The sequence below is a fragment of the Herbaspirillum sp. NPDC101397 genome, assembly GCF_044767325.1.
GTDB lineage: Bacteria > Pseudomonadota > Gammaproteobacteria > Burkholderiales > Burkholderiaceae_D > Herbaspirillum.
This window is the reverse complement of sequence record NZ_JBIWNS010000002.1, coordinates 280,068-305,325: the sequence shown is the minus strand read 5'-3', so window position 1 is coordinate 305,325 and position 25,258 is coordinate 280,068. Positions and strand designations below refer to the sequence as shown.

Genomic DNA, 25,258 nt, shown 5'->3' with positions numbered 1-25,258 from the left:
GGAACGTCCGATGTCCTCTGCCCATTTCATCCTGTATTCCCGTTCCTACTGCCATTTGTGCGAGGACATGCTGCTCGCGCTGGAAAAATTCCGCCCGGTGCATGAATTCACCGTGGAGATCATCGACGTTGACGCCGACGAAGCGCTGGTGCAGCGCTACGACGAGCTTGTACCGGTGCTCGTGGGACAACGGCAAGGACAGCCTCCAGTGCAGCTGTGCCATTATTTTCTGGATGTCGCGGGCGTTGAAAAATTCTTGCTTTAAAGTAATTGATTCGATATTTCACCGGCTTGGCAATCGCAAGGCCACAGAATCGCTCCGGACCGCAAGCCGTCAATGGCTTATTCGGGTTTTACCCTCTGAAATCCGGTAGAATGACGGGTTGAACAAAAGCTGTTGTAAAGGCGCTCAATTGGGAGACGCTCCCATTCTGGAGCGCCTTTTTTCATCGTTTTCTGCAATTTAATGAACAATATCCGTAATTTTTCGATCATTGCCCATATTGACCATGGCAAATCCACGCTCGCCGATCGCATCATCCAGTTGTGCGGCGGCCTTTCCAACCGCGAGATGGAAGCTCAGGTGCTCGACTCGATGGACATCGAGCGCGAGCGCGGCATCACGATCAAGGCGCAAACCGCAGCGTTGCATTACAAGGCGCGGGACGGCCAGATCTACAACCTCAACCTGATCGATACGCCGGGCCACGTCGACTTCAGCTATGAAGTCAGCCGCTCGCTGTCGGCATGCGAAGGTGCGCTGCTGGTCGTCGACGCATCGCAAGGTGTGGAAGCGCAGACCGTGGCCAATTGCTACACGGCGCTGGAGCTGGGCGTGGAAGTGGTCCCCGTACTGAACAAGATCGACTTGCCATCGGCCGACCCCGACAACGCCAAGAGCGAGATCGAAGAAGTCATCGGCATCGATGCCTCCGACGCCACGCCGTGTTCGGCCAAAACCGGCCTGGGCGTGGAAGACGTCATCGAAGCGATGATCGCCAAAGTGCCGGCGCCGAAGGGTGATCCGGATGCACCGCTGCAGGCGCTGATCATCGATTCCTGGTTCGACAATTACGTCGGCGTGGTCATGCTGGTGCGCATTGTCAACGGCACCTTGCGTCCGAAGGAAAAAATCTTCCTGATGGCGACCGAGTCGACTCACCTGACTGAAAGCATCGGCGTCTTCACGCCCAAGTCGCAATCGCGCGAAACGCTGTCGGCAGGGCAGGTCGGCTTCATTATCGCCGGCATCAAGGAATTGAAGGCGGCCAAGGTCGGCGACACCGTCACCTTGGCTGCGAACAAGGCCGCCGAGCCGCTGCCGGGCTTCAAGGAAGTGCAGCCGCAAGTGTTTGCCGGCCTGTTCCCGGTCGAGGCGAATCAATACGACGCACTGCGCGACTCGCTCGAAAAACTGAAGCTCAACGACGCCGCCCTGCAATACGAACCGGAAGTTTCGCAAGCGCTGGGCTTCGGCTTCCGCTGCGGCTTCCTCGGTTTGCTGCACATGGAAATCGTGCAGGAACGTCTCGAGCGCGAGTTCGACATGGACCTCATCACGACCGCACCGACGGTGGTGTACGAAGTCGTGCTGCGCGATGGCGAAGGCACCATCCTGATGGTCGACAATCCGTCGAAGATGCCGGAACCGTCCCGGATCGAAGAAGTGCGCGAACCTATCGTCACGGTCAATCTGTACATGCCGCAGGAATACGTCGGCTCGGTCATCACGCTGTGTACGCAAAAGCGCGGCGTGCAGACCAACATGAGCTATCACGGCAAGCAGGTGCAACTGACCTACGAAATGCCGATGGCCGAAATCGTGCTCGACTTCTTCGATCGCCTGAAGTCGACCTCGCGCGGTTACGCGTCGATGGACTACGAGTTCAAGGAATACCGTTCGGCCGACGTGGTCAAAGTCGATATGCTGATCAACAGCGAAAAGGTCGATGCCCTGGCCATCATCGTGCACCGTGCCAACAGCCAGTTCCGCGGCCGTGCCGTGGCGGCCAAGATGCGTGAACTGATCCCGCGCCAGATGTTCGACGTGGCGATCCAGGCGGCCATCGGCGCGACCATCATCTCGCGTGAAAACGTCAAGGCGTTGCGCAAGAACGTGCTGGCCAAATGCTACGGCGGCGACATCAGCCGCAAGCGCAAGCTGCTCGAGAAGCAGAAGGCCGGCAAGAAGCGCATGAAACAGGTCGGCTCGGTGGAAATTCCACAGGAAGCATTCCTGGCAATCTTACAAGTGGACGACAAATGAACCTGCAGGCTCTCTTAGGCAATTTCGCATTGATTCTGTTTGTGTTGATGGTGCTGACAGGCGTCATCTGGTTCCTGGATACCTATTTCTGGTCCAAGCAGCGACGTGCGAAGGCCGACGCCGCATTGGCCGAGTTCGATGCGCGCATCGCCAAGAACGCCAGCGACGGCGTCAAGAGCGATACCTCCAGTCGCGCCAAGATCGAGGCCGACCTGTTGCGTCAGCCGACCTGGATCGAATATTCGGGCAGCTTCTTCCCGGTCATCGCGCTGGTGTTTTTCTTGCGCTCGTTCCTGTATGAGCCATTCAAGATTCCATCAAGCTCGATGGTGCCGACCTTGCTCGTCGGCGATCTGATCCTGGTGAACAAATATACCTACGGCATCCGCCTGCCGATCGTGAATAAAAAGATCATCAGCATCAACGATCCGCAGCGCGGCGACGTGATGGTGTTCAAATATCCGAAGGATACGACGGTTGACTACATCAAGCGCGTTGTAGGCGTGCCTGGTGATAAAATTGTCTATAAAAACAAGCACCTAACCGTAAATGGTAAAGAAGTTTCTTACAAGCCATTGCCAGATTATCTGGATGATGAGAATCTGACGTACTATAAGCAGTGGCAGGAAGACCTGACCGGCGTCGGCCACAAGATACTGACGGATGAGCGCGCCCCCAATTTCGTACCGAATCCGGACGCTTTTCCTCAGCATGAGCTGTGCAGCTACAACACGGAAGGCTTTGCCTGCACCGTGCCCGCCGGCCAGTACTTCATGATGGGCGATAACCGCGACAACAGCCTGGACAGCCGCTATTGGGGCTTTGTGCCGGATCAGAACATTGTCGGAAAAGCATTTTTTGTCTGGATGAATCTGGGTAATTTGAAGCGTATCGGCAGTTTTCATTAAGTTGCTGTCAGGCATTAATTCTTCGGAGGCGGAACACGGTATTTTCCCGGTGTTTTTCTCTGTTCCAGGAAAATCCAACAGCCAGCCTGCCGGCGTATTTCGTAGTGACGACGGCAGGTTGCAGGTAACGGGCCGGATGGCCTGGGAGGTATGCGAAAGGCGGCAGGACAGCGCAGCCAGGTTCGCATCTCTAAGCGACGGATGAATAAATGGATCCATTAGTATTGCAAAATCGGCTAGGGCACAACTTCAAGGACGCTACATTACTGCAGCAGGCCTTGACGCATCGTAGCCATAGCAGCTTGCATAACGAACGCCTCGAATTCCTCGGCGACTCTATCCTCAACTGCGTCGTCGCCTCACTCCTTTTCGACCGTTACAACAAAATCGACGAGGGAGACTTGTCGCGTCTGCGCGCCAACCTCGTCAAGCAGCAATCGCTGTACGAAATCGCCCAGCGCCTCGACCTGTCGCAGTTCCTCAGGCTCGGCGAAGGTGAGCTGAAGTCGGGTGGTTTCCGCCGTCCGTCGATCCTGGCCGACACGCTGGAAGCGCTGTTCGGCGCGATTTTCCTCGACGCCGGTTTCGATGCCGCACGCGATGTGATTCGCTCGCTGTACATCCCGATTCTCGACACCGTCGATCCGAAGACGCTCGGCAAAGATGCCAAAACGCTGCTGCAGGAATATCTGCAGGGCAAGAAAATCCCGCTGCCGCAATACAATGTGGTGGCCACGCACGGCGCGGCGCACAACCAGGAGTTCGAAATCGAATGTCTGGTGCCCAAGCTGGAAATCCAGGTCTTCGGCACCGGCGGCAGTCGTCGCGCGGGCGAGCAGGCGGCCGCCAAATTGGCGTTGGAAGCAGTACAGGCCGCCCTGGTCAAGACTCCCGCCGCAACGCGCAAACCGCGTGCGCGCACCACGCAACTCAAGCTGGCCGGGATAGCCACGATTCAGCCGGATGCACCCAACGAAGAATTGCCGCTGGCTGCCGAGGCGCCTGCCGCCAAGCCGGAAAAGTTGGAGAAACCGGTGGTCGTCAAGGCCGCCAAAAGCGACGCCAAGGCTGATCTGAAAGCGGAAAGCAAGGCAGAGGCAAAAGCCGCCGATCCCAAAGCAGACCACAAAGCCGAACCCAAAACGACCGACGGAAAAAGCGACAGCAAGGCCCAGACGGCCACCGCCGATCTGAACGATTCCCGCACCGAGGTGCCCGCAGCTCCGGCGCCTTCAGTAACACAAAGCAAAACTGCATGACAGAATTTAACGCCCCTTCCGACGCTTCGCCTGACGCCTCGACCGATTATCGATGCGGTTACATTGCCATTGTCGGCCGTCCGAACGTCGGCAAATCGACCTTGATGAATGCACTGATCGGCGCCAAAGTCAGTATTACGTCGCGCAAGGCTCAGACCACGCGTCACCGCATCACCGGCATCCAGACGATAAACAACACACAGTTTGTCTACGTCGATACGCCGGGTTTTCAGACGCGTCACAGCAACGCCCTGAACAAGACCCTGAACCGCACCGTCACCTCCACACTGACTGCCGCCGATGTGATTTTGTACGTGATCGAAGCGGGCACGTTCGGACCGGCTGACAAGCAGGTCATGGCGCTGTTGCCGGCCAACGTGCCGTGCATCCTGGTGATGAACAAGTCCGACCGCAGCAAGGATAAATCGGTGCTGATGCCGTTTGCGCAGGAAGTCGCATCGCAGCACAATTTCGCCTCTGTGGTGCCGGTGTCGGCCAAGCAGCGTTTCCAGCTGGATGCCCTGCAGGATGAAATTCGCAAGCTGCTGCCGGTCAATCCGCCGATGTTCGACGAAGACGACATCACCGATCGCAGTGAAAAATTCCTGGCGTCGGAAATCGTGCGTGAGAAGGTGTTCCGTTTTGTCGGTGAAGAACTGCCATACACCAGTACCGTCCTGATCGAGAAGTTTGAACAGGAAGGCAACCTGCGCCGCGTATTCGCCGCCATCCTGGTCGAACGCGACGGCCACAAGTCCATGGTGATCGGCAACAAGGGCGCGCGCCTGAAAGAAATTTCCACGCAGGCGCGCCTGGACATGGAGCGCCTGTTCGGCGGTCCGGTCTATCTGGAAATCTGGGTCAAGGTCAAATCCGGCTGGGCTGATAACGAAGCCGGATTGCGCGCCTACGGCTACGAATAGCAAACACATACTCTATGGCTGCGATCATCGCTGATTCTGCTGTTGGTCAAACTCAAACACTGGATGCCGAAGCCCTGAGCGCTGCGGCTGCCGAGTCTGCGCTGGCCAACGCCAAAAATTCCGCTGCACCCAAGCGCAGCACGCGTGCAACGAGTGCTCCACGCCGTCCCAAGGTCCCTGAAAAAGACACGCGCGTCCAGGCCCAGCCCGGTTTCGTGCTGCACAGCTATCCCTACAAGGAAACCAGCCTGATCGTCGACGTCTTCTCGCGCGATCACGGTCGTGTGGCCTTGGTCGCGAAGGGCGCCAAACGTCCGCACTCCAAGCTGCGCGGCGTGCTGCAGACCTTCCAGCCGCTGTCGGTGAGTTGGAGCGGCAAATCCGAAGTGCGCACGCTGACGGCGGCCGAATGGGTCGGCGGGCTGCTGCCGCTGGAAAAATCGGCCCTGCTGTGTGGCTTCTATATCAATGAATTGCTGGTCAAATTGCTGGCGCGCGAGGATGCGCATCCGGCGCTGTTCGACCATTACGTCTCGACGCTGAATCAACTGGCGCACGGCGAATCGGCGCCGATCGTGCTGCGCAAGTTCGAGCGCGCACTGCTCAAGGAAACCGGCGTGGCCGGCGACTGGACCGTCTGCGTCACCAATGGCAAGCCGGTCGCTCCGGATGACACCTACGTTGTCGATCCGGAGCACGGTGTGCGTTTTCCACGGCTGTCCGATACCGGACCGAAAGTGTCCGGCAAGACTTTGCTCGACATGGAAAAAGAAGACTACAGCGACGCCACCACACAGAGCCAAAGCAAGTTGCTGATGCGCTCGCTGCTGTCGCACCACCTCGGCGGCGCCCAACTGAACACGCGTCAGATTCTGATCGATCTGTCGCAACTCTGAGTTCGGGAATTCACGTGTTCAAAGACTTTTCCTGGTCTGGCGTGGCGGCGGGTTTTGTCGCCGTGCTGATCGGTTTCACCAGTTCCGCCGCCATCATCTTCCAGGCCGCCGCTGCCGCCGGCGCCACCCCCGGCCAGATCAGCTCGTGGATTTTCGCGCTCGGCGTGGGCATGGGCGTGACCTGTATCGGCCTGTCGCTGTATTACCGCACCCCGGTCGTCACCGCTTGGTCGACGCCCGGTGCGGCCTTGCTGATCACCGGCCTGGCCGGCCTGAGCATGCCGCAGGTCATCGGCGTGTTTATGTTCTCCGCTGCGCTGGTGACGATCTGCGGCGTGACCGGACTGTTCGCGCGGGCGATGAACCGCATTCCCATTTCCATCGCCGCCGCCATGCTGGCCGGCATCCTGGCGCGTTTCGGCATGGACGTGTTCGTCGCCATGAAGCTCGAATTCGGTCTGGTGCTGCTGATGTTTGCAGCCTATCTGTTCGGCAAGCGCTGGTTGCCGCGCTACGCCATCATCCTGGTGCTGGCGCTCGGCACCGCCTTCGCCGGTACGCAAGGTCTGCTGAAATTCGACAGCTTCCACCTTGCTCTCGCCACACCTGAATTCGTCATGCCCGAGTTCACGCTGACCAGCCTGCTGGGCGTCGGGATTCCCTTGTTCGTCGTCACCATGGCGTCGCAGAACGCGCCCGGCGTGGCCATCATGCGCGCCTCCGGCTACAACACGCCGGTGTCGCCGCTCATGACCTGGACCGGATTGACCACGCTGGTGTTGGCGCCGTTCGGCTGTTTCTCGATCTGCCTGGCCGCGATTACCGCTGCCATCTGCATGGGCAAGGAAGCGCATGAAGACCCCTCCCGGCGCTACATGGCCAGTGTCGCCGCCGGTGTGTTCTACCTGATCGCCGGCGTGTCCGGCGCCACCGTGGTGGCCTTGTTTGCGGCTTTCCCCAAGGCACTGATCATGGCGATCGCCGGCCTGGCGCTGTTCGGCACCATTGCCAACGGCCTGACGGTAGCCATGGCCAATGAAAAGCAGCGCGAAGCGGCGCTGATCACCTTCCTCGTGACTGCCTCAGGCGTATCGCTGTTCGGCATCGGCACGGCCTTCTGGGGCCTGGTCGCCGGCGGCCTGGCGCTGCTGGTGTTCAACTGGCACTGGAAGCAGGGCGCCGCCATCAATACCAACGACGCGAATGACGCCAAGGAAACACGTGCGTCGTCCACTTCATCTACTCCAAGTACATCGCGATAATCCCATGAGCTTCCTGAATCCCGTCGGTCCCGCCATCGAGCTGGGCATCAATATCGACCACGTCGCCACTTTGCGCAACGCGCGCGGCACCACGTATCCCGATCCGATCCAGGCTGCGTTGCAGGCGGAAGAGGCCGGCGCCGATGCGATCACGCTGCATCTGCGCGAAGACCGTCGCCACATCCGCGACGCCGACGTCGAAGCGATCCGTCCGCTGCTGCGCACGCGCATGAATCTGGAAGCGGCGGTGACCAGCGAAATGATCGATTTTTCCTGCCGCATCAAGCCGCAGGATTCCTGCCTGGTGCCCGAGAAACGCACTGAAATCACCACCGAAGGCGGCCTCGACGTCGTCACCCATTTCGCCCAAGTGCAGGCCGCCGTGAAGCAATTGCAGGCCGAAGGCATTCGCGTCAGCCTGTTCATCGATCCTGACGACGAGCAAATCAAGGCTGCCGCCGAAACCGGCGCACCGGTGATCGAATTGCATACCGGCCGTTACGCCGAAGCGCATGACCAGACCGAGATGGAGAAGGAACTGGAGCGCGTGCGCGCAAGCGTGCGCGAAGGCATTCGTCGCGGCCTCAAGGTCAATGCCGGTCACGGCCTGCATTACACCAACGTGCAAGCCATCGCCGCGATTCCCGATATCGCCGAACTCAACATCGGCCACGCCATCGTCGCGCACGCCGTGTTTGTGGGCTGGCACAAGGCGGTCAGCGACATGAAGGCGATCATGCTCAAGGCGCGTCTCGATGCGGCCGGAAAAATCGGATCATGATCTACGGCATCGGCACCGATATCCTGCAGATTTCACGCCTCAGGGCGACGCTTGCGCGGCGCGGCGACCGCTTCGCTGAAAAGATTCTCGGCCCGGAAGAAATGGTCAAGTACCTGAGCCGCAAGGCCAAGGTCGAAGCGCGCGGCATCAGTTTCCTGGCCACGCGTTTCGCTGCCAAGGAGGCGTTTTCCAAGGCGATCGGCCTGGGCATGCGCATGCCGATGACGTGGCGGTCGATGCAGACGCTCAACGCGCCGAGCGGCAAGCCGGTCGTGGTCTGCAGCGGGGCACTCAAGGCCTGGATGGAAGAAAAAGGATTGACCGCGCAAGTCTCGATCACCGACGAGGTGGACTATGCGGTCGCATTTGTCATCGCGGAGAAAACATGAAGGCAGCAGGTCAGGCGCAAGCATCCATTCAACAACGTCCATCACGCCAACCGCTTGGTCCCGTCATGCTCGACGTGGTCGGCACCACGCTCACGGCGGAAGATATCCGCCGTATTCAGCATCCGCTGACCGGCGGCGTGATCCTGTTCGCGCGCAATTATGAAAATCGCAAGCAGCTGGTGACGCTGACGCAGGGCATCCATGCCGCACGTCCCGGCGTGCTGATCGCCGTCGACCACGAAGGCGGTCGCGTGCAGCGCTTCCGCACTGATGGCTTCACGCATCTGCCGGCTATGCGCACGCTCGGCGAATTGTGGGACCGCGACGTGCTGCAGGCGACCAAGCTGGCCACTGCCGCCGGCTATGTGCTGGCGTCCGAGCTGCGCGCCTGCGGCGTCGATTTATCGTTTACGCCGGTGCTGGACCTCGATTTCGGCGGCTCGTCGGTGATCGGCACGCGTTCTTTCCATCGCGATCCGCGCGTCGTCACACTGCTGGCCAAGAGCCTCAACCATGGCCTTGCGCTGGCCGGCATGGCCAATTGCGGCAAGCATTTCCCCGGCCATGGTTACGTCACGGCCGATTCGCACGTCGACCTGCCGGTGGACGAGCGCCCGCTCAAGGACATCCTCGGCGACGACGCCTCGCCTTATGACTGGCTCGGCATGAGCCTGACTGCGGTGATGCCGGCGCACGTGATTTATCCCAAGGTGGACAAGCATCCGGCCGGTTTCTCGAAGAAGTGGCTGGGCATCCTGCGCAAGGACCTCGGCTTCCAGGGCGTGATCTTCAGCGACGACCTCAGCATGCATGGCGCCAGCGTTGCCGGCGGTGCGCTCGACGGTGCAAACGCTGCATTGCAGGCGGGCTGCGACATGGTGCTGATGTGCAATTCACCGGACAAGGCCGATCAGTTGCTGAGCGGTTTGCGAGTCGAGGTATCTCCGGCCTCGGCTGCCCGCATCGCTGCACTGGTGCCGCAAGGCGCGGCGCCGGAATGGGATGCGCTGCAACAGGATGAGCGCTTCCGCGCGGCGAAAAAGCTGCTGCAGACGCTCGCGTGATTGACTGACTCCACAGCAATGTCCGATATCCAGCCGCCTTCGCCGCCTGATCCGCGCGAGATCGTCCTCGAGACAGTCGCCAAGCTGCCGCACCTGCCCGGCGTGTATCGCTATTTCGATGCGGAAGACAACGTGCTCTACGTCGGCAAGGCGCGCGACCTCAAGAAACGTGTGTCGAGTTATTTCCAGAAGACGCTGAGCAGCCCGCGCATCGCCATGATGGTTGAACGGATCGCGCGACTCGAGACGACCGTGACGCGCAGCGAAGCCGAAGCGCTGCTGCTGGAAAACAACCTGATCAAGACGCTGCGGCCGCGCTTCAACATCCTGTTCCGCGACGACAAGTCCTATCCGTACCTGAAGATCACCGGCCATGCTTATCCGCGCATGGCCTACTACCGCGGCGCAGTGGACAAGAAGAACCAGTATTTCGGTCCGTTTCCGAATGCCTGGGCAGTCAAGGAATCAATCCAGATCCTGCAGAAGGTGTTCCTGCTGCGCACCTGCGAAGACACGGTCTACGCCAACCGTACCCGTCCTTGCCTGCTGCATCAGATCCATCGTTGCAGCGGCCCGTGCGTGAAGCTGATCAGCACCGAAGACTATGCGCTCGACGTCGAGAATGCCTCCAAATTCCTGCGCGGCCGCCAGAGCGAAGTGCTCGACGTGCTGGAAAAAAAAATGCACGCCTACGCCGGCGAGCTCAAGTTCGAACAGGCCGCGGCGGTGCGTAACCAGATCACCTCGCTCTCCAGCGTGCTGCATCAGCAGACCATGGAAACCGGCGGCGACGCCGACATCGACATCATCGCCGTGATCGTGCAGGGCGGCCGCGCCTGCGTCAACCTGGCGATGGTGCGCGGCGGCCGCCACCTGGGCGACCGCGCGTATTTCCCGACGCATGTCGACGGCGCGATTCCCGACGGTGAAGAGTCGATCGAGGCCGAAGTGCTGAAGGCCTTCATCGCCCAGCACTACATCGAGAAATTCATTCCCGGCAACCTGATCGTCAATACCGAGTTCGACGACCCTGCGTTGATGCTGGCGCTGATGGAGCAATGCGGCCACCGCATCACGCTCACGCTGCAGCCGCAGGGCCAGCGCCGCCAATGGCTGGAGATGGCGCACAAGGGCGGCGAGATCGCGCTGGCGCGCTTGTTGTCCGAGCAGGGCTCGCAGCAGGCGCGTACACGCGCCCTGGTGGAAGCGCTCGGCACAGAAGTGGAAGATATTGAAGCCCTGCGTGTGGAGTGTTTCGACATCAGCCACACGCAAGGCGAAGCGACCCAGGCTTCGTGCGTAGTGTTCCATCACCACGCCATGCAGAACGGCGAATACCGCCGTTACAACATCAACGACATCACGCCTGGCGACGATTACGCGGCGATGCGCCAGGTGCTCACGCGCCGTTATGAAAAAGTCGCCAACGGCGACGGCACCATGCCCGACATCGTGCTGATCGACGGCGGCAAGGGCCAGGTCGAAATCGCGCGCCAGGTCTTTACCGAACTCGGTCTCGACATCAGCCTCATCGTGGGCGTGGCGAAAGGGGAAGGGCGCAAGGTCGGCCTTGAGACATTGGTCTTCGTCGACGGCCGCGCGCCGCAAGAACTCGGCAAGGAGTCCGCAGCGCTGATGCTGATCGCGCAAATCCGCGACGAAGCGCACCGCTTCGCCATCACCGGCATGCGCGCCAAGCGCGCCAAGGCGCGCCAGACTTCGCGGCTGGAAGAGATCGAAGGCATCGGCGCCAAGCGTCGGCAAAAATTGCTGGCGCGCTTCGGCGGCTTGCGCGGCGTGGCTGATGCGAGCATTGACGAATTGGCCTCGGTGGAGGGGATCTCTCACACGTTGGCCGAAGAAATCTATCGCCAATTGCATTGAACTATTGATTTCTTTTGCTTCGCCTGCAAGTGCGATGCGGGCGCGTCATTTCCGCCAGTAACAGGTTTTAAGAGGCGGCTCTGATACTATCTCGGTAAATTTCAATCCGCGCACCCGTCGACGACAACAAATAAACGTATGCCATTCAATTTCCCCATCTTGCTCACCTGGTTGCGTGTCGCCCTGATTCCGCTGGTGGTCGGCGTGTTTTATGTGCCTGAACTCGGCCTGTCGCGCTTCGAACAAGGCGTGGCGTCGACCGCCATATTTGTCGTCGCCGCCGCCACCGACTGGTTCGACGGCTTCCTCGCCCGGCGCTGGAACCAGACCTCCGCCTTTGGTGCCTTCCTCGACCCTGTAGCCGACAAGCTCATGGTCACCGGCGCGCTGCTGGTGCTGGTGCATCTGGACCGTGTGCATCCCATCACGGCCTTCATCATCATCGGTCGCGAGATCGCCATTTCCGCGCTGCGCGAATGGATGGCGCAACTCGGCGCCTCCAAATCGGTGGCAGTCAGTTCGCTCGGGAAAATCAAAACCACCGCGCAGATGATCGCCATTCCGATGTTGCTGTTCTACTCGGATCTGTTCGGCATCATCGACACACGTGAGTGGGGCCACTGGCTGTTGCTGATCGCTGCGGTGCTGACGGTTTGGTCGATGCTTTACTACCTGCGCAAGGCCTGGCCGCTCATTAAAAAAGTGCAGGAAAGTAAAAGTGGCGCTTGACTTCTCCTATGGAAGCTCTATAATAGCGTTCTGTTGTTGATGCGGGAGTAGCTCAGTTGGTAGAGCGATACCTTGCCAAGGTATAGGTCGAGAGTTCGAGCCTCTTCTCCCGCTCCAGAATTACTAAAGGAAGCGCAAAACGCTTCCTTTTTTCATTGTGAGAGTTTGGCCATCAGTCGGAACAACTTCCTCGGAAGCCGGTTGACAATACATCGCAATTGACAGCAGTTTCAGTGTCCCCTGGCGGGGTAGCAAAGTGGTTATGCAGCGGCCTGCAAAGCCGTTTACGCCGGTTCGATCCCGACCCCCGCCTCCAAACACTCCATGCGGGAGTAGCTCAGTTGGTAGAGCGATACCTTGCCAAGGTATAGGTCGAGAGTTCGAGCCTCTTCTCCCGCTCCAAATTAAAAAGGAAGCTCAGCAATGAGCTTCCTTTTTTCTTTTCCGGCTCATTTTTGGCTCGCTTTTTTCCTGCCGTCCATAGTTACCCCATTTCATCTTCCGGTCCCACGCCCTGCTGCATCTGCACCGTGCTGCACCCGCACAGTGCAGGCATCATCAGCGCATCGTTACTTTTATGTCGCATTTCGTTGGATGTAATTGTTTTTTAAGCAATTACACTCTACATTGGTATTCCGGTCGACGAGGGTGGTTCATAACAAACGGGGGATAGGGAAATGGATGCATTTCAAAAAGAAATCGACGAGAGAACCAATCTCACGAGTTCCAACAAGTTCGAACTGCTGCTGTTCCGCCTGGGCACGGACCCGTACGGTGTTCGTTCCGAGCTGTTCGGCATCAATGTATTCAAGATTCGCGAAATCGTCCCGATGCAGGAGATCACCAAGGCCGCCGGTACGCGTTCGCCGCTGCTCGGCATGGTCAACATCCGCGGCCAGATCATTTCCGTGATCGATTTGCCGGCAGTAGTCGGCTGTGTGCCCAAGAGCGGCCTCAACATCCTGCTGGTCACCGAGTACGCGCGCAGCACACAAGCGTTTGCGGTGGAGTCGGTCGATGAAATCGTGCGGCTGGAATGGAGCCAGGTCTTGTCGGCCGAATCCAAGGCCGGAGGCAACTTCGTCACCAGCATCGCGCGCCTCGACGACGACGTCAGCAGCAGCCGTCTTGCACAGGTGCTCGACGTCGAACAGATCCTGCATGAAATCATGCCGACCGAGCGCGACATGGACATGACCGGTCTGGAACATATCAAACTCAAGCCGGGTTCAGTCATCCTCGCGGCGGACGATTCCAAGGTCGCCCGTTCGCTGGTTGAGAGCGGTCTCAAGGCGCTCGGTCTGCCATTTGTGATGTGCAAGACCGGCAAGGAAGCCTGGGAAAAGCTGCAGGACATCTACAAGGAAACCAAGTCCCAGGGCGTGCCCATCACCGATCGCGTGGCGATGGTGCTGACCGACCTGGAAATGCCGGAGATGGACGGCTTTACGCTCACGCGCAACATCAAGCGCGACGACGGTCTCAAAATCATCCCGGTGGTGATTCACTCATCGCTGTCCGGCTCGGCTAACGAAGATCACGTCAAGAACATCGGCGCCGACGGTTATGTGGCGAAGTTCGTCATCGAAGATCTGACTGCCGCCCTCATCAAGGCGCTGGCCAAATAAATTGTCAGCTGCGGCGCCTGGAGCCAGGTCGCCGCAAGTAGAAACGAAATGCCGTTTGTCCTGCATGCAGATGACGAGCGGCATTTTTGCCATTCTCCGTAATCTGTCTACAATGGATAAGCGACCGGACGGCCATGCCGCTGCGGTTCGCGCATGCAACAGGCTGCAAAGTACAAGCAAAAACAGGCAATGTCCAGGAGCGCCGGATATTGCACCGGAAGCTGTCGTGTTCAAGAATGTCGACGTATCGACAGCGCCGGTGCGGGCGGGGGAAGTGAACCATCACCAATGGCGATTCCATGAAAGAATCCTCTTTACGCAAGATCGACGCGTTTTTCGAGTTGATTGCCGGTTGGCGCAAGGCCTATCACAGCGCTTGCCTGTATTACCTGGCGAAATATGAAGACGGTCGTTTCAACGTCGTCTCGGCGCGGATTTTCCTCGACGTTTCTCCCAGTATATTGATTCCCGAACCCTATCGTGCCGGCGCCATCCAGGCCGGGCAGTGGGATATCTCGTCCTCATCGATGAGCGTGGAGCAACTGATCGGGGGCCTGTTGTCGCCGCAGGGCTGCCAGCTCGACGGCCACGGCATCCTGCGCATGGCGCCCGGCGACGGCGGCGAAGTGCTGGTATCGGATCCGCTCCTGCTGGTGCCGGAAATGACGGCGCAATCCCATCGACTGGTCGGGCTGGAAATCAACGGCGGCAGTCGCGAGAAATTTCTGCCGCAGCCGGAAAGCGACTGGATCCTTAAAGGCGGCGAGCTGCCTTACGATACCGTCGAGGAGTTATGCCATGACTATGGACTGGAAGGCATGGCGCAAGGCAAGAGCCGGCTGGAAGTGATTGCGCAGACGCCGGTGCAGGTGTTCGCGGGTTCGACCCTCATCGGCACCAGCGCCAGCCTGGGCCTGTGGACGGCAAAATCGATGGACAAATATCGCCTGCGGCTGGGTTATCGCATCTTGCTCAAGGGCAAAGTGATCCGGCGCGGCATGGTGCCCGGCGAATCTCTGGAATGGACCGAGGCCGGCATCGCCATGGTTGGCAAGGTCGCCATCGACGTGCCCGAGGGCGCGCGCGTGCAATGCATCAGTTCCTACGAGGACCGTGCGCACCACCAGCAATGGATCACGGACGCCAATATCCTGAATGACGGGCGTCCTGTCGTGTTTCCGACTGGTGATATCCGATGACCGCAATTAAACGCAATTGAATGTGCCCAGGCACATCGAAATGTAAAGATCGGGACTTCATCGCGGCACATTTGCTCGCAGAACGCCGCTATCTCTTATACTGACGTCCTTTCAAACCTGTTCCCACTTTCCGGTCGCGGCATCGTGATCCTGCTATGCGCATTCCACAGTTAGCTCCTACGCAAGACGCTGCGCTGGCTTCGGCCTTGCAAGCAGCGATCGACAACAAGACCAAGCCGCACGGCAGCCTCGGCGTGCTGGAGTTCGTCGCGCACCGCATCGGCCTCATCCAGCAATCGCACACGCCGCGCATCGACCGTACCGCCGTCGTGGTGTTTGCGGCCGACCATGGCGTGGTGGCGGAAAACATTTCGGCCTATCCGCAAAGCGTGACCTGGCAGATGGTGGAAAATTTCCTACAGCAAGGTGCCGCAATCAACGTGTTTGCGCGCCAGAACGATTGCGCGCTGCACATCGTCGATGCCGGAGTGAACCATGAGTTCGGTGAGCGCGAAGGGCTGATCTCGCGCAAGCTGGGGCCCGGTACGCGCAACTTCGCGAAAGAGCCGGCCATGAGTGCGGCACAGTGCGAACAAGCGCTGCAGCACGGCATGGACCTGGTAGCGGCGATGTCGGTGGATGTCCTCGGTTTCGGCGAAATGGGCATCGGCAACACCACTGCGGCTGCGGCCATCATGCACAAGATCACCGGCATCGCCGTCGCAGAATGCGTCGGTGCCGGCACCGGCCTGGCCGCCGATGGCATCCGCCACAAGCAGCAGGTGATCGAGCAGGCGGTCGCGCTGCATGCCGGCGTCGAGGATCCGTTGGACATATTGCGTACCTTCGGCGGTTTTGAAATCGCCATGATCGCCGGCGCCATGCTCGAGGCTGCGGAGCGCCGCATGGTGTTGCTGATCGACGGTTTCATCGTGACCTCGGCCTTGCTGGTGGCGGCAAAACTGCAGCCGGACATCCTCGACTATTGCCTGTTCTCGCATTGTTCCGACGAACATGGCCACCGTCGCATGTTGCAACATCTCGACGCACGGCCGCTGATGCAACTCGATCTGCGGCTGGGTGAAGGCACCGGCAGCGCCCTGGCCTTGCCGTTGCTGCATGCAGCGGTCAACTTCCTGGCGCAGATGGCGACGTTTTCCTCTGCGCAGGTCAGTGAGAAGAGCGCCTGATATGGCTGCCGCGCCCACGCCGACACCCGCCACCGGCTTGCGCTATCAGCTGCAGCTGTTCTTCACGGCGCTGCAATTTTTCACACGCCTGCCGGCGCCGGGCTGGGTCGGTTTCGACGCTGCCTGGTTGCAGCATGCAGCGCGTTACTTCCCGGCGATCGGGATCCTTGTTTCGCTGGCATGCGCCGCCGTCTACTGGCTGACGGCGCTGTGGCTGCCGCAAGTGGTGGCGGTGTTGTTGTCGACCGCAGCCGGAATTTACCTCACGGGCGCGTTCCATGAAGACGGTTTTGCCGACGTCTGCGATGGTTTTGGCGGCGGCATGCAAGCGTCGCGTGTGCTTGAGATCATGCGTGACTCGCGCGTCGGCGCGTACGGCGTGATCGGTATCGTGCTGCTGCTGGCGACCAAGATCGTCGGCCTGGCGTCGCTGCCCGTCCTGCAGGTGATGCCTGCTTTGCTGATTGCGCATCCCTTGTCGCGCTGCTTCGCCGCAGCACTGATCTGGCGCATGCCGTATGTGCGCGAAGAGGGCAAGGTCAAGCCGCTGGCGCAAAACATGAGCAATGGCGAATTTGCCGTCGCCGCGATTACCGCCGCGCTGCCGCTGGTCGTGTGTGTCGCAGCAGGGTGGCTGGTGCTGCAGGCGTTGCTGCCGGCCATGTTGCTCGGCGCCGCAGCTGCCTGGTTCCTCGCGCGAAAATTTCAGCGCCGCATCGGCGGCTATACCGGCGACTGCCTCGGCGCCGTTCAACAATTCAGTGAAGTCGCGATCTACCTGGGCCTGCTGGCCGCAGCGTCAATGTCGCCGGCTTTACCTACATAAACAGAAAGGTCGACCATGTTGCTGCATCTCATCCGCCATCCCCAACCCGTTATCGATAAAGGCCTTTGCTACGGCAGCAGCGACCTGGCCGTGACCGAAGAAGAATGCGTCAAGGTGCTTGAGCAGGTCAAACCTGCACTGCCGCCGCACGTGCCGGTGTACTCGAGTCCACTGCAACGCTGCGTCTTCTTGGCCGAACCGCTGGCCACGGCGCTCAATGCGGGTCCGGTGCGCTACGATCCGCGCCTGATGGAAATGCATTTCGGCACTTGGGAGCAGCGCGCCTGGGATGATTTGCCGCGAGCGGAAATCGATGCCTGGGCCAGTGATGTGGTCGGCTATCGTCCTGGCGGCGGAGAGAATGTCCTCAACGTGGCGCAACGCGTCGACGCTTTTTGCAGCGATCTGCAGCAGCGCGGGCAGAGCCAGGCCATCGTGGTCTGCCACGCCGGCACGATCCGCCTGTTGCAGGCGCGCGCACTCGGTCTGGCGGTCACCAAGATGGCCGAGCATGCAGCAGTCAATGCACATGCGATTGCGTTCGGCGAAGTGCTGACGCTGAAGCTGTAAAAACAAAAAACGCACGGCTTTCATCCGTGCGCTTGATTTTATTGTTCTGATTTTTCTGCCGATTTCTCTTTACTCGTAGCGCTGTTCCACCGCAAATTTGATCAGCTCCGCCTGGCCATCGATGCCGAGCTTGCGTTTGATGTTCAGGCGATGTGTTTCCACCGTGCGCACACTCAGGTCCAAGTCACGCGCGATCTGCTTGTTCGATTCACCGTTGGCGATGTGCTGCAGCACCTGGCGCTCGCGCGAGGTCAGCAGGTCGCCCGCCGCCAGCGGCTGCGACAGCTTCCTGGCCAGCGCGGCGCTGTAATAGATTCCTCCCGATATCACCGTCTCGATGGCCCGGATAATGTCCTGGCCCGGCGCGTCCTTGAGTACATAGCCGCGCGCGCCGGCCTGGATCGACTGCATCACGTATTCGCTCTTGTCGTGCATGCTCAGGATCAGCACCGCGATCTCCGGAAAGCGCGCGTGGAATTCGGCCGTCAGGTCGATACCGTTCATGCCGCGCATGTTGATGTCCATCAGCACCAGGTCGATTTCATGCAGCGTCGCCAGTTTCAGCGCTTCGTCGGCGCCGCCGGCTTCCGCCACCACATGCAGGTTTGCGGCAGTCTCCAGTCGCGCGCGCAAACCGTCACGCACCAGCGGATGATCGTCGACCAGCATGATGCGGGTAACACGGGGGGCGGATGCGGACTCAGACATAGGGATATACCGGTGCGGTTGAGTGGGGAATGCGGGCGGTCACGACCGTGCCTTCCGACGATGAGCGCAGTGAGAAGCTGCCTCCCACGGCTTCCAGGCGCTCGACCATGTTGCGCAGGCCGATGCCGCGCTTGGGATGGTCGTCGATCTGGTCGAGGTTGAAGCCGATGCCGTTGTCGCCGATCTCCAGCGTGACGTGGCCGGCGTCGGCGTGCAGCTGCATGTCGATCTGCGTGGCCTGGGCGTGGCGCGCGATATTGGTCAGCGCTTCCTGCGCGATGCGGAACAGCACGGTATTGGCGCCGCCTGACAAGGTGTCGACCTGGGTGCCTGCATGGAAAGCGATCGGTGTTGATGCGGTGCTGCTCCATTCCTGGCACAGATGTTCCAGCGCGGCGGCCAAGCCCAGATCGTCGAGGATGGCGGGGCGCAAGTCGTGTGAAATGCGGCGCACTTCGGCCAGCACGTCAGTGATCTGGGTGGCGGTGCGTTCGACGCTGAGTTTGGCGGCCGCAGCCTGGTCGGGGGTGCCGGACAATCGGATCACGGCCGCTTCGATCTGCAGCTTGATCGACACCAGCCACTGGCTGATGCCGTCATGCAGGTCGCGCGATAGCCGCGCACGTTCCTCTTCCTGCGAGCGCACCACGCGCTGCGCCAGTTGCTTGAGCTTGGCGTCGGCGACGCGATGTTCGCTGACGTTGAGCAGCAGACCCGACAGCGCCACCACCAGCGCGCTCAGGATCGCAATGCCGGCGATCAGCAGCATGGTCTCGTGGATATGGCCGGAGACCTGGGTGTCGATCTTTTCCAGCGCGGCATCAACGTCGTCGAGGTAGATGCCGGTGCCGACCACCCAGCCCCAGTTCGGTATCGCCACCACATAGCCGAGCTTGGGCGCGACCGTACGGCTGGACGGCTTCTCCCACAGGTAGCGGACATAGCCGCCGCCCTCGTTGGCGCGCGCGATCAGCAGCTGGATGGTCGGGCTGCCGCTGGCGTCGCGCCAGTCCCACATCTCGCTGCCGACCAGCTCGGGCTGGCGCGGATGGACCAGGTTCTTGCCGTGCTGGTCATAGACGTAAAAATAACCGTCGTCGCTGAAATCCAGGCGCTCGAGAATCCGCTTGGCTTCTTCCTGCACGGCGGCATCGCTGCGGCCTGATTCATACAGGTGCGCAATCGCGCGCGTGGCGAGATCGACGTAGTGCTTGAGCTCGGCATCCTTGCTCGCCAGATAGGCGGCCTGTACCGATGCGCGTTGCTGCTGGCCGAGCGTCACCGCCTGGTGGCGCACCACCAGCGCAATCGCGGACAAGGCCAGCGCTAGCGGCACGATGGCGAGGAAAATGATCTTGTGACGTAAGTTCATGTCGCGCATTCTACCTAACCCTTATTACGTAGTTATACGTAGCAGTCTGCATGCTCCGCTTGTGGCGGTTCTCGAAGGCGATCAATCCTGATGCCGGGCGATGAGCTGCGAGGCGTTCTTCCATCAACGCCAGGAAGCGCATTGTGGCGGCAAGGGGCGGATGGGAGGCTGGTCAGCACCCACATTTCAAGCAAGGCCGAGGGTTTCCTTTCTCATGTGAATGCGTGAAGAGCCGCGTCACAGACGGGATGCCGACAATGGCGCAGATGATTTACGGCAAGTCATTGTTTTAAGGCAAGATTTCGTGAAAAAAATCGACGTTGATTTTGTCTCCGTTTCTGTAACACTTGAAAATATTCGATTCAAAAATAGTAGAATGTAGAAAAAAAGACAACTTTATCCATGAATGCCGACATGTCCGCCATCCCCACTCCAAAGAAAGTCCTGATCGTCGACGACAGTAAAGTCTCGCGCATGGTCATCAAGGCGCACATCCTCGCCGCCTATCCTGAATGGAGTGTGCAGGAGGCAGCCAGCGGCGACGAGGCAATCGGCGCGGTCGAGCGCGACCTGCCCGATTACTGCACGATGGACATCAACATGCCGGGCATGCTCGGCACCGACGCCGCCGAAATCATCCTCGCCAAACATCCGCAACTGCGCGTGGTGATTTTCTCGGCCAATATCCAGGAAGCCGCCCAATCGCGCGCACAGCAATTGGGCGCCTTGTTCGTCGCCAAGCCGGTGACGGAAAAATCTATCGCCCAGGCGCTCGGCCATTTCGCGAGGAATGCATGAAGGCGAAGGTTCTCTCCGAGATCCAGCTCGACGCGCTCACCGAAGTCTTCAACGTCGGCGCCGGCAGGGCGGCGCTCAGCCTGAGCGAAATCGTCGGCGAAGAAGTCATGCTGTCGGTACCCTCCATCGAAGTGCTCAAGGCCGAGGATGTCAACAGCCGCGTGCTGACGCTCAAGGACGACAAGTTCGCCACCGTCAGCCAACTGTTTTCCGGCCCGTTCGATGCCGAGGCGGTGCTGCTGTTTACCGAGAACTACGCGCTCGAAATCGTGCGCGACATGATGGGCTCGCAGATGAGCATCGAGGACCTCGCCGAATTCGAGCAGGAAGCCATGTGCGAGCTCGGCAACATCATCCTCAACGCCTGCCTGTCGGCCATGGCGGACATGCTCGGCATCAGCCTGAACAGTTCGTTGCCGACCTACGCCATGTCGTCGCCGGACGAAATCACCACGCGGCTGGCGGACAAGGGCGAAGAAGATGGGGACAGCAGTTACATCCTGGTCCTGCATATCGACCTGGTGCTGGAAAAACACCATACCGAAGGCCACCTGATCTTCCTGCTCAGCTCGACCTCGCTGAGCAAGCTGATCTCGCATATCCAGCAATACTTGAACAATATTCTCTGAACGGCACGTCATGAGCAGCGCGGCATCTTTGGGATTTTCTCCGGAAGAAGTGGTCAACAGCATCGGCCTGGGACTGGTCGTGGTGGACAGCGATCTGAACATCCTGCTGTGGAACGACTGGATGGCCAGGCACAGCCGCATTACCGGCGAGCAGGCGCTGGGCAAGAACATCATCGCGCTGTTCGGCGAACAACTCACGCCGGGTTTTTTGCGTACGCTCAACAACGCCATCGGCTACGGCTTGCCGGCCATGATGTCGAGCGCGTTGCACCGTTCGCCGCTGCCCTTGTTCCTCGAGCAGGACAAGAGCGACAAGCCGCTGCGCATGCACCAGTCGATCGTCATGACACCGCTGCAAGCCAGCGAAGGTAAGGCGGCCAGCTGCCTGATCCAGATCAGTGATTCGAGCACGTCCATCAAGCGCGAAAAAATGCTGATCTCGCATTCCGATGCCCTGAAACGCGAAGCCATCACCGACGGCCTCACCGGCATCTACAACCGCCGCTTCTTCGACGAGAGCTATGCGATTGCGTTGCGCACGGCCAAACGTAATCGCAGCAGCCTGTCGCTGTTCATGATCGACATCGACTACTTCAAGCAGTACAACGACCACTACGGCCACGTCGAAGGCGACAAGGCCCTGCAACTGGTGGCCAACACCCTGCGCGCGCAGATGCGCAGGCCCACCGATATCTGTGCGCGCTACGGCGGCGAAGAATTCATCATGCTGATTCCGGGCTTCACGCCGGAGCAGGCCGAGCGTTTCGGCGAGCGGCTGCGCGCCAGCGTCAGCGACCTGGCGATTGTGCATGAAAAATCTACCGTGCGGCCGAACATGACCATCAGCGTCGGCGTCTGCACCATGACGCCGAACCAGGCCAGCGAAGGCAAGACCCTGCTCAACGTCGCCGACGGCGCCTTGTACCGGGCCAAAAAGCAGGGGCGCAACTGCGTGCAAAGCGCATCCTGAGCAATTTTCGTCCAATCGCATGAAAGCTTGAACGCATGCGGGTTACACGCGGTCATAAACAAGTTATCAACAGAGTTGACCACATTTTCTGTGGATAAATGTCCGGCTGCTTTTGCGTATAATGCGGCCCTTGCGGACCTTATTGCCTTTTGTCCCGATCCATTTCAACGTCATTCCCTTGGCCCCTATTGCCTTGCCCATGCGCCGATTCTGCTTTTTGTTGCTGGCATTCCTGTTTCCCCTGCAATTGTTTGCGGGGACGCTTGAGCCTGTGGTGAATTCGGTGGCGGCGACGGAGGACGTGATTCTCATTGTTTTTGAAGAGCGGCAGCGTGCTTCAGATCATGTCGATGCAGACGCATTGAGCAGCGTGCAGGCGGCAGGCGATGAAGCCGACTCCAATCCTGATCCATGGGAGGTGCAAGCCGACCTGGAAGACCAGACTCTGCCGGTGCCTGTGGCCACCTTGCCGCTGGACTGGCAATCCTTTCCCCATTTGTATCCCCACGTGAGCGGCGGCAAGTCCGCGTTCATCGATATACTGCGGCCGCCTCCGGTCGTCTGATCCCTGTCCGCGTCCGATTCTGTCCGACGCGGCGACAATTCTTTTTCCGAATCCGATTTTTTCGCGACGATCGTCACTGCACGGTCGCGCTCTCTTTGCATAGGAAGCATCATGAAACGCGTCATTCTTTTCCTCGTCACCAATCTGGCAGTGATGCTGGTGCTGAGCGTCACCGCCAGTATCCTCGGCATCAACCGCTACATGACCGCCAACGGCCTCAACTTCGGCATGCTGCTGATGTTCTGTGCGCTGATGGGTTTCGGCGGCTCGTTCATTTCGCTGCTGCTGTCCAAGACCATTGCCAAATGGTCGACCGGCGCGCGCGTCATTGAGCATCCGCAGAATTCCACTGAAATGTGGCTGGTCGACACGGTCAATCGTCTCGCCACGCGCGCCGGCCTGACGATGCCCGAAGTCGCCGTCTACGACGGTCCGCCCAACGCCTTCGCCACCGGCGCCAGCAAGAGCAATTCGCTGGTGGCGGTCTCGACCGGACTGCTGCAAGGCATGACCAAGGAAGAAGTGGAAGCCGTGCTGGCGCATGAAGTCGCGCACATCGCCAACGGCGACATGGTCACGCTGACGCTGATCCAGGGCGTGGTGAACACCTTTGTGATGTTCTTCGCGCGCATCGTCGGCTACTTCGTCGATTCGGCCCTGCGCCGCAACAACGAGCAGTCGTCCGGTCCCGGCATCGGCTACATGGTCACGGTGGTGGTGTGCGAAATCGTCTTCGGCATCCTCGCCAGCATTATCGTCATGTACTTCTCGCGCCAGCGCGAATATCGCGCGGATTCCGGCGCCGCCAAACTGATGGGAACGCCGACGCCGATGATCGGCGCCTTGCGTCGCCTGGGCGGCATGGAAGCCGACGGCCTGCCGCAAAACCTGCAGGCTTCCGGCATCGCCGGCCGCGGTTCGTGGATGGGTTTGTTCTCCAGCCATCCGCCGATCGAATCGCGCATCGCTTCGTTGCAGGGACGTGCGATCGCATGAGGAAATGAAGCGGCCGCCAGCAGGTTTTTTTCAGCCGTGATAAATTCCTGCGTGGCGAAAAACTTTGCATCCGATGCGATATTTTTCGACCACGATGTTCTCGGGGCGGGGTGGAAATCCCCACCGGCGGTAATGCTGTAACGGCGTTGTTTTCGACGTCATTGCAGCGAGCCCGCGAGCGCTTGGCGGACGCCTGTCCGTTGAGGTCAGCAGACCCGGTGTGATCCCGGGGCCGACGGTCACAGTCCGGATGAAAGAGAACGAAAACCTGCCGCGCGCATGCTGCCTGCATGCGTTCGCCGGTTTTCATGCGCCCTGTTTTTTATTCGACAAACAGGAGTCCTGAACAAATGCAACACCCATCCAGCAATACCTCGTCCACCAAGAATCGCATCGCCTTCATCCAGGCCAGCTGGCACAAGGAGATCGTCGATCAGTGCCGCGTCTCCTTCACCGCGGAAATCGCCAAACTCGGCTTCGCCGAATCCAGCATCGACTTCTTTGAATTGCCCGGCGCGTTTGAAATCCCGCTGCACGCCAAGCTGTTGGCCAAGACCGGCAAATACGCCGGCATCGTCGCGGCCGGCCTGGTGGTCGACGGCGGCATCTATCGTCACGACTTCGTCGCGCAAGCGGTGATCACGTCGCTGATGAGCGTACAGCTTGAGACCGAAGTACCGGTCTTCTCGGCCGTGCTGACACCGCATCATTTCCATTCGCACGGCGAGCATCAGCAATTCTTCCATGAGCACTTCGTGGTCAAGGGCCAGGAAGTGGCGCGCGCTTGCGCCGATACCGTGGCCAAGGTTGCGCGTATTGAAGCGGGGCAGGGCAATGTGGCGGTGCTGAACGCCGCCTGAAGCACGTGGCGGAAAACAAAACGGGCCTTGCTGGTATCGAGGCCCGTTTTTTATTGCAGGTGTCAAACTACGTCAGGAATTTGTAGCATCTTGTTACAAGGCTTACCATCAACTGACTGGTCCTCGGCCTCGAATTGGATTTAAATACAGCTAAGGATTCAACGTTTTATATTTAGCAAAGTATTTAAGTACCTTCAGGTACATCCAAGGAGCCATCGTGAAAAAATCTCTTCTCTCCGTGACAGTCATTTCTGTCGGCGTGCTCGCCGCGAGCCTGTTCGCGACGCCGGCGATGGCGACCCATGTCGGCGTCGGCATCAACATCGGCGTGCCGGTGTATGCACCGCCTCCACCGCCCGTCTATTACGCCCCTGCGCCGGTGTATGCACCGCCGCCACCTGTTTATGTCCGTCCAGCACCGGTCTATTACGCTCCGGCGCCGGTCTATGTGGAGCGCGGCTACTATCATCGCGGCCCCGGTTATTACCGCCATGGCCCGCGTTATTACGGCCATGGCCCGCGTTATTACGGCCACGGCCATTATGATCGCCACGGCCATCGCCGTTAAACCGCCTCGCAAGGTTGT

26 protein-coding genes, 3 tRNA genes and 1 riboswitch are annotated in these 25,258 nt (G+C 59.7%); of the genes, 27 read left to right on the top strand and 2 right to left on the bottom strand.

The window, feature by feature from the left end:
* Positions 1–10 precede the first annotated feature (10 nt).
* From ACIROW_RS06185 to ACIROW_RS06090, 20 genes are all read left to right on the top strand, one after another.
* Complete coding sequence (locus ACIROW_RS06185; protein ID WP_402273095.1) at positions 11–265, top strand: glutaredoxin family protein; 255 nt, start codon at positions 11–13, stop codon at positions 263–265.
* 201 nt (positions 266–466) lie between these two features.
* Complete coding sequence (gene lepA, locus ACIROW_RS06180; RefSeq protein WP_402273093.1) at positions 467–2,266, top strand: translation elongation factor 4; 1,800 nt, start codon at positions 467–469, stop codon at positions 2,264–2,266.
* Positions 2,263–3,174, top strand: coding sequence for a signal peptidase I (gene lepB, locus ACIROW_RS06175; RefSeq protein WP_116433532.1), 912 nt, complete (start codon positions 2,263–2,265; stop codon positions 3,172–3,174). Before lepA ends, lepB begins: the two co-directional genes overlap by 4 nt.
* A 209-nt stretch (positions 3,175–3,383) precedes the next feature.
* Complete coding sequence (gene rnc, locus ACIROW_RS06170) at positions 3,384–4,433, top strand: ribonuclease III (RefSeq protein ID WP_402273091.1); 1,050 nt, start codon at positions 3,384–3,386, stop codon at positions 4,431–4,433.
* On the top strand, positions 4,430–5,356 hold the full coding sequence (gene era / locus ACIROW_RS06165) for a GTPase Era (RefSeq protein ID WP_402273089.1): 927 nt from the start codon (positions 4,430–4,432) through the stop codon (positions 5,354–5,356). The genes rnc and era overlap by 4 nt, the downstream gene beginning before the upstream one ends.
* A 14-nt stretch (positions 5,357–5,370) precedes the next feature.
* Positions 5,371–6,252 (top strand): DNA repair protein RecO, encoded by an 882-nt coding sequence (recO, locus tag ACIROW_RS06160; RefSeq protein WP_402273087.1) that lies wholly within the window; start codon positions 5,371–5,373, stop codon positions 6,250–6,252.
* A gap of 14 nt (positions 6,253–6,266) precedes the next feature.
* Positions 6,267–7,514: a benzoate/H(+) symporter BenE family transporter gene (locus ACIROW_RS06155; RefSeq protein ID WP_402273085.1), complete on the top strand. Its 1,248-nt coding sequence runs from the start codon at positions 6,267–6,269 to the stop codon at positions 7,512–7,514.
* 4 nt (positions 7,515–7,518) lie between these two features.
* The gene (pdxJ, locus tag ACIROW_RS06150) at positions 7,519–8,295 is read left to right on the top strand and encodes a pyridoxine 5'-phosphate synthase (RefSeq protein ID WP_402273083.1); all 777 of its coding nucleotides are present in this window, start codon (positions 7,519–7,521) and stop codon (positions 8,293–8,295) included.
* A complete protein-coding gene (acpS, locus tag ACIROW_RS06145) occupies positions 8,292–8,684 on the top strand; it encodes a holo-ACP synthase (protein WP_402273081.1) in 393 nt (130 codons plus the stop codon). Before pdxJ ends, acpS begins: the two co-directional genes overlap by 4 nt.
* The gene (gene nagZ / locus ACIROW_RS06140; RefSeq protein WP_402273078.1) at positions 8,681–9,748 is read left to right on the top strand and encodes a beta-N-acetylhexosaminidase; all 1,068 of its coding nucleotides are present in this window, start codon (positions 8,681–8,683) and stop codon (positions 9,746–9,748) included. The genes acpS and nagZ overlap by 4 nt, the downstream gene beginning before the upstream one ends.
* A gap of 18 nt (positions 9,749–9,766) precedes the next feature.
* Positions 9,767–11,632 carry an excinuclease ABC subunit UvrC gene (gene uvrC, locus ACIROW_RS06135; RefSeq protein ID WP_402273075.1) on the top strand — a complete coding sequence of 622 codons (1,866 nt, stop codon included), beginning with the start codon at positions 9,767–9,769 and terminating at the stop codon, positions 11,630–11,632.
* Positions 11,633–11,770: 138 nt separating this feature from the next.
* Complete coding sequence (gene pgsA, locus ACIROW_RS06130) at positions 11,771–12,361, top strand: CDP-diacylglycerol--glycerol-3-phosphate 3-phosphatidyltransferase (RefSeq protein WP_116433523.1); 591 nt, start codon at positions 11,771–11,773, stop codon at positions 12,359–12,361.
* A 41-nt stretch (positions 12,362–12,402) separates the two neighbouring features.
* Positions 12,403–12,478, top strand: a tRNA-Gly gene (locus ACIROW_RS06125).
* 125 nt (positions 12,479–12,603) lie between these two features.
* A tRNA-Cys gene (locus ACIROW_RS06120) sits at positions 12,604–12,677 on the top strand.
* Positions 12,678–12,687: 10 nt separating this feature from the next.
* Positions 12,688–12,763 (top strand) — tRNA-Gly (locus tag ACIROW_RS06115).
* Between the two features lie 275 nt (positions 12,764–13,038).
* Positions 13,039–13,989: a chemotaxis protein gene (locus ACIROW_RS06110; RefSeq protein ID WP_402273072.1), complete on the top strand. Its 951-nt coding sequence runs from the start codon at positions 13,039–13,041 to the stop codon at positions 13,987–13,989.
* Between the two features lie 299 nt (positions 13,990–14,288).
* On the top strand, positions 14,289–15,188 hold the full coding sequence (locus tag ACIROW_RS06105) for a hypothetical protein (protein ID WP_402273070.1): 900 nt from the start codon (positions 14,289–14,291) through the stop codon (positions 15,186–15,188).
* Between the two features lie 155 nt (positions 15,189–15,343).
* Complete coding sequence (gene cobT / locus ACIROW_RS06100; RefSeq protein WP_402273068.1) at positions 15,344–16,378, top strand: nicotinate-nucleotide--dimethylbenzimidazole phosphoribosyltransferase; 1,035 nt, start codon at positions 15,344–15,346, stop codon at positions 16,376–16,378.
* Between the two features lies 1 nt (position 16,379).
* Positions 16,380–17,204, top strand: a complete 825-nt coding sequence (locus tag ACIROW_RS06095; protein ID WP_402273066.1) for an adenosylcobinamide-GDP ribazoletransferase — start codon at positions 16,380–16,382, stop codon at positions 17,202–17,204.
* A 15-nt stretch (positions 17,205–17,219) separates the two neighbouring features.
* Positions 17,220–17,774: a histidine phosphatase family protein gene (locus tag ACIROW_RS06090; protein WP_402273064.1), complete on the top strand. Its 555-nt coding sequence runs from the start codon at positions 17,220–17,222 to the stop codon at positions 17,772–17,774.
* Positions 17,775–17,843: 69 nt separating this feature from the next.
* Here ACIROW_RS06090 and ACIROW_RS06085 read toward each other — a convergent pair whose 3' ends face one another.
* Entirely contained in the window at positions 17,844–18,482 is a 639-nt protein-coding gene (locus ACIROW_RS06085; RefSeq protein WP_402273061.1) for a response regulator, read from the bottom strand.
* The gene (locus ACIROW_RS06080; protein WP_402273059.1) at positions 18,475–19,854 is read right to left on the bottom strand and encodes a cache domain-containing protein; all 1,380 of its coding nucleotides are present in this window, start codon (positions 19,852–19,854) and stop codon (positions 18,475–18,477) included. Before ACIROW_RS06080 ends, ACIROW_RS06085 begins: the two co-directional genes overlap by 8 nt.
* 414 nt (positions 19,855–20,268) lie before the next feature.
* Here ACIROW_RS06080 and ACIROW_RS06075 point away from each other — a divergent pair, with 414 nt between their 5' ends.
* From ACIROW_RS06075 to ACIROW_RS06045, 7 genes are all read left to right on the top strand, one after another.
* Entirely contained in the window at positions 20,269–20,652 is a 384-nt protein-coding gene (locus ACIROW_RS06075) for a response regulator (RefSeq protein WP_402273057.1), read from the top strand.
* On the top strand, positions 20,649–21,281 hold the full coding sequence (locus tag ACIROW_RS06070) for a chemotaxis protein CheX (protein ID WP_402273054.1): 633 nt from the start codon (positions 20,649–20,651) through the stop codon (positions 21,279–21,281). Before ACIROW_RS06075 ends, ACIROW_RS06070 begins: the two co-directional genes overlap by 4 nt.
* A gap of 10 nt (positions 21,282–21,291) precedes the next feature.
* Positions 21,292–22,251 (top strand): diguanylate cyclase domain-containing protein, encoded by a 960-nt coding sequence (locus ACIROW_RS06065; RefSeq protein ID WP_402273052.1) that lies wholly within the window; start codon positions 21,292–21,294, stop codon positions 22,249–22,251.
* 121 nt (positions 22,252–22,372) lie between these two features.
* Positions 22,373–22,816 (top strand): hypothetical protein, encoded by a 444-nt coding sequence (locus ACIROW_RS06060; protein ID WP_402273049.1) that lies wholly within the window; start codon positions 22,373–22,375, stop codon positions 22,814–22,816.
* Between the two features lie 111 nt (positions 22,817–22,927).
* On the top strand, positions 22,928–23,812 hold the full coding sequence (gene htpX / locus ACIROW_RS06055) for a protease HtpX (RefSeq protein ID WP_402273046.1): 885 nt from the start codon (positions 22,928–22,930) through the stop codon (positions 23,810–23,812).
* 92 nt (positions 23,813–23,904) lie between these two features.
* Positions 23,905–24,078, top strand: a riboswitch (FMN riboswitch).
* 84 nt (positions 24,079–24,162) lie between these two features.
* Positions 24,163–24,672, top strand: a complete 510-nt coding sequence (locus tag ACIROW_RS06050) for a 6,7-dimethyl-8-ribityllumazine synthase (RefSeq protein WP_402273044.1) — start codon at positions 24,163–24,165, stop codon at positions 24,670–24,672.
* A 217-nt stretch (positions 24,673–24,889) separates the two neighbouring features.
* Positions 24,890–25,240, top strand: coding sequence for a hypothetical protein (locus ACIROW_RS06045; RefSeq protein ID WP_402273042.1), 351 nt, complete (start codon positions 24,890–24,892; stop codon positions 25,238–25,240).
* Positions 25,241–25,258 lie beyond the last annotated feature (18 nt).

What these genes read in the sequence shown, in the direction of transcription:
- ACIROW_RS06050 (WP_402273044.1), top strand. Translation starts at nt 24,163, where the DNA reads ATGCAACACCCATCCAGCAATACCTCGTCCACCAAGAATCGCATCGCC.
- recO (WP_402273087.1), top strand. Translation starts at nt 5,371, where the DNA reads ATGGCTGCGATCATCGCTGATTCTGCTGTTGGTCAAACTCAAACACTG.
- cobT (WP_402273068.1), top strand. Translation starts at nt 15,344, where the DNA reads ATGCGCATTCCACAGTTAGCTCCTACGCAAGACGCTGCGCTGGCTTCG.
- lepA (WP_402273093.1), top strand. Translation starts at nt 467, where the DNA reads ATGAACAATATCCGTAATTTTTCGATCATTGCCCATATTGACCATGGC.
- era (WP_402273089.1), top strand. Translation starts at nt 4,430, where the DNA reads ATGACAGAATTTAACGCCCCTTCCGACGCTTCGCCTGACGCCTCGACC.
- ACIROW_RS06185 (WP_402273095.1), top strand. Translation starts at nt 11, where the DNA reads ATGTCCTCTGCCCATTTCATCCTGTATTCCCGTTCCTACTGCCATTTG.
- pdxJ (WP_402273083.1), top strand. Translation starts at nt 7,519, where the DNA reads ATGAGCTTCCTGAATCCCGTCGGTCCCGCCATCGAGCTGGGCATCAAT.
- htpX (WP_402273046.1), top strand. Translation starts at nt 22,928, where the DNA reads ATGAAACGCGTCATTCTTTTCCTCGTCACCAATCTGGCAGTGATGCTG.
- ACIROW_RS06080 (WP_402273059.1), bottom strand. Translation starts at nt 19,854, where the DNA reads ATGAACTTACGTCACAAGATCATTTTCCTCGCCATCGTGCCGCTAGCG.
- ACIROW_RS06065 (WP_402273052.1), top strand. Translation starts at nt 21,292, where the DNA reads ATGAGCAGCGCGGCATCTTTGGGATTTTCTCCGGAAGAAGTGGTCAAC.
- nagZ (WP_402273078.1), top strand. Translation starts at nt 8,681, where the DNA reads ATGAAGGCAGCAGGTCAGGCGCAAGCATCCATTCAACAACGTCCATCA.
- ACIROW_RS06090 (WP_402273064.1), top strand. Translation starts at nt 17,220, where the DNA reads ATGTTGCTGCATCTCATCCGCCATCCCCAACCCGTTATCGATAAAGGC.
- ACIROW_RS06095 (WP_402273066.1), top strand. Translation starts at nt 16,380, where the DNA reads ATGGCTGCCGCGCCCACGCCGACACCCGCCACCGGCTTGCGCTATCAG.
- ACIROW_RS06110 (WP_402273072.1), top strand. Translation starts at nt 13,039, where the DNA reads ATGGATGCATTTCAAAAAGAAATCGACGAGAGAACCAATCTCACGAGT.
- rnc (WP_402273091.1), top strand. Translation starts at nt 3,384, where the DNA reads ATGGATCCATTAGTATTGCAAAATCGGCTAGGGCACAACTTCAAGGAC.
- ACIROW_RS06075 (WP_402273057.1), top strand. Translation starts at nt 20,269, where the DNA reads ATGTCCGCCATCCCCACTCCAAAGAAAGTCCTGATCGTCGACGACAGT.
- ACIROW_RS06070 (WP_402273054.1), top strand. Translation starts at nt 20,649, where the DNA reads ATGAAGGCGAAGGTTCTCTCCGAGATCCAGCTCGACGCGCTCACCGAA.
- ACIROW_RS06060 (WP_402273049.1), top strand. Translation starts at nt 22,373, where the DNA reads ATGCGGCCCTTGCGGACCTTATTGCCTTTTGTCCCGATCCATTTCAAC.
- acpS (WP_402273081.1), top strand. Translation starts at nt 8,292, where the DNA reads ATGATCTACGGCATCGGCACCGATATCCTGCAGATTTCACGCCTCAGG.
- pgsA (WP_116433523.1), top strand. Translation starts at nt 11,771, where the DNA reads ATGCCATTCAATTTCCCCATCTTGCTCACCTGGTTGCGTGTCGCCCTG.
- ACIROW_RS06085 (WP_402273061.1), bottom strand. Translation starts at nt 18,482, where the DNA reads ATGTCTGAGTCCGCATCCGCCCCCCGTGTTACCCGCATCATGCTGGTC.
- ACIROW_RS06105 (WP_402273070.1), top strand. Translation starts at nt 14,289, where the DNA reads ATGAAAGAATCCTCTTTACGCAAGATCGACGCGTTTTTCGAGTTGATT.
- lepB (WP_116433532.1), top strand. Translation starts at nt 2,263, where the DNA reads ATGAACCTGCAGGCTCTCTTAGGCAATTTCGCATTGATTCTGTTTGTG.
- uvrC (WP_402273075.1), top strand. Translation starts at nt 9,767, where the DNA reads ATGTCCGATATCCAGCCGCCTTCGCCGCCTGATCCGCGCGAGATCGTC.